The sequence below is a fragment of the Thermosyntropha lipolytica DSM 11003 genome (assembly GCF_900129805.1).
GTDB classification, from domain to species: domain Bacteria; phylum Bacillota; class Syntrophomonadia; order Syntrophomonadales; family Syntrophomonadaceae; genus Thermosyntropha; species Thermosyntropha lipolytica.
In genome coordinates this window covers 1-4,433 of record NZ_FQWY01000064.1, presented here as the reverse complement: position 1 = coordinate 4,433, position 4,433 = coordinate 1, and the positions used below count along the sequence as shown (strand labels likewise).

The following is a 4,433-nucleotide window of genomic DNA, read 5'->3' as shown; positions in this document are numbered from 1 at the left end:
TAAGAACTGATAATGGGCCGCAGTTTATGTCAGCTAAATTTGCAAAAACGTGCCAGGAATTAAAATTGATACATGAGAGAATACCCGTAAAAACTCCTAATATGAATGCGCATATAGAGGCATTTCATTCTATTTTGGAAGAAGAATGTTATATTTGTAATGAATTTATAAATTTTAGAGAAGCATATGAAATAATAAGCCAGTACCTGGAGTATTACAACCATCGAAGAATACATGGGAGTTTGGGATATCTTACTCCTGCTGAATATCATGAACTTCATAAAAAGAAGTCTGCTTTAACCCAGGTAGCTTAATATAAGTTTCAAATGATCACAGAATTAATTATTATATTATGTATGACAGTAATTTTATGTAATTTTCAAAGAGCTTTAGATTTAGACAGATTTTTTACATTAATAAGGGGCCAGGGCACCTACTGTTCTGTTTTGTTATATTTCGTCCTCGCAACACAAATTATATCATATCTATTACGAGCACGTAATAGTTTTTTTAAAAAAAATTTTCGTCTTCGCAATATTAAAAGCCGTTGCGTTAGCGTAACATATAAGTTAGTATTAAATTAATTAGGCCGGTGTTTAAAGGTGGTTAAATACGTGGATGATAAAGTTAAGTTCGGACTGTATTTAGCTAAATTGCGTGAAAAACAAGGTTTTGACAGCCAAAGAAAGCTTGCTTTAGCTGCAAAAGTTAGTCCTGCTACTATATCAAGGATTGAAGCAGGGATACAAAAAGCTGAACCAGACACATTAAAAAAATTAGCACCGTATTTAGGTGTGCCATTAGAAGTTTTAATGGAAAAAGCAGGTTATCTTGATTCAGTTGTTATAAACGATCCCCCCACCCTCGACGACGAACTCAACGCCATCATGCGTAACCTGGGCCCCGATGTAACCCTGCAGTTTTATGACCTCAAGGGGATGACGGAGGAAGAGAAGGAGCAGTTGAAGATTTTTTTGCAGGGGCTAAAAGCACGTAGGGAGCAGCAGAAAGAAAAACGAGAATAATTTTTATTTAAGAGGAGTAATTATGTTGCTCAAGAAAACTCTTGTATTGCTCTGGTGGTAATTTTAAGCAGTGTCTTGGTTGCGGGATGTGGTCCTACAGTAAAAGATGAAGTGAAAAAAGACGAAAGAATGACAGAGCAGCCTGAAGCTAAAATTGATGAAACAAAAACCAAAGAAGAAGCATCGCTGGTAGAGGAAGACCATGATGATTCGTGGGCTTTTTACGATCTTGATATCGTAGAAGAATGGCAGGGGCTAAAAGTAGAGATTTTGGCTATGGGGCTTGGAGAACAAATTGAGAGCATTTTTCAAGATGAACCCAAAGATGTTGTGGCTTTAAAATTTAGGTTGGAAAATACTAGGGAAAATGGAGTATTTACTGTTTACCCGGACCAGGCCACTTTAATAACATCAACGGGGGAACAATTAGAACCCGATATTTGGGAATCTGACCATATCGGTGGAAAGATTTATGAAGGCGTTATAAAAGACGGCTTTGTGATATGGATACTTCAGCGTGGTAACGTTTTTAATATTGACTGGATAAGAGTAAAATTTAACGCGTATGACGAAGAAGCTGAATTTGCCTCAAAAAACTGGAGAAAAGATTTTGATATTAGGATTGATATTCCATAGAGCAGCTGAAGATATTCCTGGAGGGGCTGAAGGCGAGGCGGAAGGAGAAGAAAAAAGAAAATTTGCTTGAATAAATTCAAAAAGCTTAGGAGGGATAAAATGGACATTAAAAAGCCAGAATCTTCGCAGGAGAAAAAACAACGATTCATTGTTATTAGGCCTGAAGACGCCAATATAGAATTTGTTGATTTAGTTCAAGCTAACTGGAATCCAGAAAGAGTGGTGTTGACTTTTATCCAAACTGGTCCAGGTGGTGCGGTGCCTGCTGATTTACCTGAAGAAGAATACGCAGGTCGGTTGGTATCACAAATAGCAGTTACTTGGCCTCATTTAGTGCGTATAAGAGATCTACTTGATAAAGCGATACAAGAAAACAAAAAGTCTGTTATTGAAGTGACAATAAATGCTTTTTCTGAGTCTAAAAAAACTGGTGGTGAAAAAAATGAGTAGTTGGGAATACCATACAGGCACTAAACATAATAAAATAAGTAGGGCTGATTTATTTGAGATGTTCGGCTCGCCTTTCAGCTCTCAAAAACATAATATAATATCAATCAGTGTGTCAGCACAAGCTTCTACTGCTAGTGAGGTGAATACAGGAATGGGATACTCGGTTCAAGGTAAGGTGTTACCTCAAAAAGATATTATTGGTTTAATTAAGAATGTGCTTACCGCAGAGGAAAAAGAAGAACTTCTGCAAGAGCTGCTTTTTAGGGCAATCGAGGTAGTTGAAACAGGTAAATCGGAATATATTGATGCTTTGCGCCAGGTTTTGATAGCTTGGGAGTACACTGCTATGGTTAAATCAGATGATAAATTTGTGCGTGAACTTGAAGAAACGAGAGAAGAAATAAAAAATGATCCTGAGCCGGGCGTGGCATGGAGAGAGTTTTTAAGGGGGTAGGGTAATTTGTATAAGATTCTACCCCTCAAAAAGAAGATCGAAAAATCTATTCGTGAACTTCCTCCTGCATATAGAAATAAACTCAAAGATGCTTTTCAAGAAATTGAAACTAGTCCATATTATCATCCCACAGGCAAAATTTCACCTTTTAAAGGTAATTTAAAACATTTGGGATGGCATTATGATTTATCGGACAATTATCGCATACATTATGAAATTGATGAAGCCACCAAGGAAATAACAATTACCTATATAGGACCACACCCCAAATATAAATGAAGCTTATAGAGGTTTCTTCATGCACCTCCTCATGGCCGAAAAAGCTAACCAACTCCTGCATAAATACCAGATCAGGGACTTCCCCGTTCCTCTGGACATAATCGAGCGTGTTATCTACAGTAAGGGCATCAGCATCCAAATCACTAAATACCTCACCCGTGCCCTCTTTTGTGATAACACCATCTACATCGCACAGGCCCTGGAAAACTCCTGCCGGCGGGAGTACCTCGTCCACGAAGCAGCCCACATGTACCACGCCAGCAACACTACCCTGCTTGACCCGATCACCGCTGACAAGAACGAGGCCCAGGCGAGGGCTTTCGCGGCGTATTTCCTCATGCCGATCGGTATTTTCGAGACCCATCTGGCCAGGGGGAGAATGATTATGCCCTAGGCGAAGCCTTCGGCGTCAAGCAGGAACTGGTATGTTACCGCAAAGCCCTTTCCAGCGCTCTCATAGAAAGCGGGGATTATTACAGGTTGAGGTATTATTTTTTTTATTAACATAACCGAACTTATGTTTGCTATTAGGAGGTTGTTGCCACGAAAAAAGCTGTTGCTTATGCCCGTTACTCCAGCGACAACCAGCGCGAGGAATCGATCGAGGCCCAGTTAAGAGCTATTCGTGAATACTGCTAAAAAACAATATCCAGCTTGTCAAAATTTACACGGACGAAGCCAGGTCAGCCACCATAGACAACAGGCCCGGCTTTCTGCAGATGATACAAGACAGTAAGCTTGGCGGTTTTGACCTGGTGATTGTTCACAAGCTGGACCGTTTTGCCCGTAATCGTTACGATAGCGCCTTTTACCGCCGGGAGCTTAAGAAAAACGGCGTGCAGATTGTATCTGTAACAGAAAACCTGGACGACAGCCCGGAGAGCATTATCCTGGAAAGCGTGCTGGAGGGTATGGCTGAATATTATAGCCGTAACCTGGCCCGGGAAGTAATGAAGGGCATGAAGGAAACAGCGTATAAATGCAAGCATACTGGTGGGAGGCCGCCTCTGAGGTATGACGCCCCAACACAAACACAAGGGGATGTGCTGTCTTACATTTATACCGTCCCCCTGTACTTTTTAATTCAGTTTTTTCTTTAGCTCCTCTATCCTTTCTACTGAAAGCCCAGTAATCTCTGCTATAGTTTCTATATCCAATCCTTTTTGTAAAGCATTCAATGCCGCTTCTTCTTTCCCTTTTTCTATACCTTTTTCTATACCTTTAGCTATACCTTGCTCTATACCTTTCCTTATCCCTTCCTCTATACCCTCTCTTCTCCACTTCTCCGCTAAGGTCATTAAATCCTCCCTCCTCTCAGGCAGTATTTTCTCTATACATTCTATAAGGATTTCCTCATCTATTTTTTCTACCGCTCCTAGTATATATTCTATTATACTCACCTGCAGATAGCTATATCCCCTCTCCATCTCCCGCATCTGCCAGAATATCTTTTCTACCTCTACCCTTATTCTCCCCTCGTCTAGGCCTTTCTTTAACAACAATAATTTAAGAAATATTTTCAGCATTATATCATTTATATCTTCTATATCCATTTCTTCCCGCAGACCAAAAAAGGCATAGCGAAAGTC

General features: G+C 40.1%; 8 protein-coding genes and 1 pseudogene. 8 read left to right on the top strand and 1 reads right to left on the bottom strand.

Going from position 1 to position 4,433, the window contains the following annotated elements:
• The 8 genes and pseudogenes from BUB92_RS10705 to BUB92_RS10670 all read left to right on the top strand — a co-directional run.
• Positions 1-314 (top strand): integrase core domain-containing protein (locus BUB92_RS10705; protein ID WP_143156950.1); only part of this gene is annotated, 314 nt, incomplete at its 5' end.
• Positions 315-614: 300 nt separating this feature from the next.
• Positions 615-1,025, top strand: a complete 411-nt coding sequence (locus BUB92_RS10700; protein WP_073093535.1) for a helix-turn-helix domain-containing protein — start codon at positions 615-617, stop codon at positions 1,023-1,025.
• Positions 1,026-1,136: 111 nt separating this feature from the next.
• Complete coding sequence (locus BUB92_RS10695; protein WP_143156949.1) at positions 1,137-1,661, top strand: hypothetical protein; 525 nt, start codon at positions 1,137-1,139, stop codon at positions 1,659-1,661.
• 99 nt (positions 1,662-1,760) lie between these two features.
• Positions 1,761-2,111 carry a hypothetical protein gene (locus tag BUB92_RS10690; RefSeq protein WP_073093532.1) on the top strand — a complete coding sequence of 117 codons (351 nt, stop codon included), beginning with the start codon at positions 1,761-1,763 and terminating at the stop codon, positions 2,109-2,111.
• Positions 2,104-2,565 carry a hypothetical protein gene (locus tag BUB92_RS10685; protein ID WP_073093531.1) on the top strand — a complete coding sequence of 154 codons (462 nt, stop codon included), beginning with the start codon at positions 2,104-2,106 and terminating at the stop codon, positions 2,563-2,565. Before BUB92_RS10690 ends, BUB92_RS10685 begins: the two co-directional genes overlap by 8 nt.
• Before the next feature lie 6 nt (positions 2,566-2,571).
• Complete coding sequence (locus BUB92_RS10680; RefSeq protein ID WP_073093530.1) at positions 2,572-2,844, top strand: type II toxin-antitoxin system RelE family toxin; 273 nt, start codon at positions 2,572-2,574, stop codon at positions 2,842-2,844.
• A gap of 19 nt (positions 2,845-2,863) precedes the next feature.
• Positions 2,864-3,238, top strand: coding sequence for an ImmA/IrrE family metallo-endopeptidase (locus BUB92_RS10675; RefSeq protein ID WP_073093528.1), 375 nt, complete (start codon positions 2,864-2,866; stop codon positions 3,236-3,238).
• Positions 3,239-3,444: 206 nt separating this feature from the next.
• A pseudogene (locus BUB92_RS10670) lies at positions 3,445-3,863 on the top strand (recombinase family protein); the annotation flags it as partial.
• A 60-nt stretch (positions 3,864-3,923) separates the two neighbouring features.
• Here the strand turns inward: BUB92_RS10670 and BUB92_RS10665 are convergent.
• Positions 3,924-4,433 (bottom strand): Rpn family recombination-promoting nuclease/putative transposase (locus tag BUB92_RS10665; protein WP_143156948.1); only part of this gene is annotated, 510 nt, incomplete at its 5' end.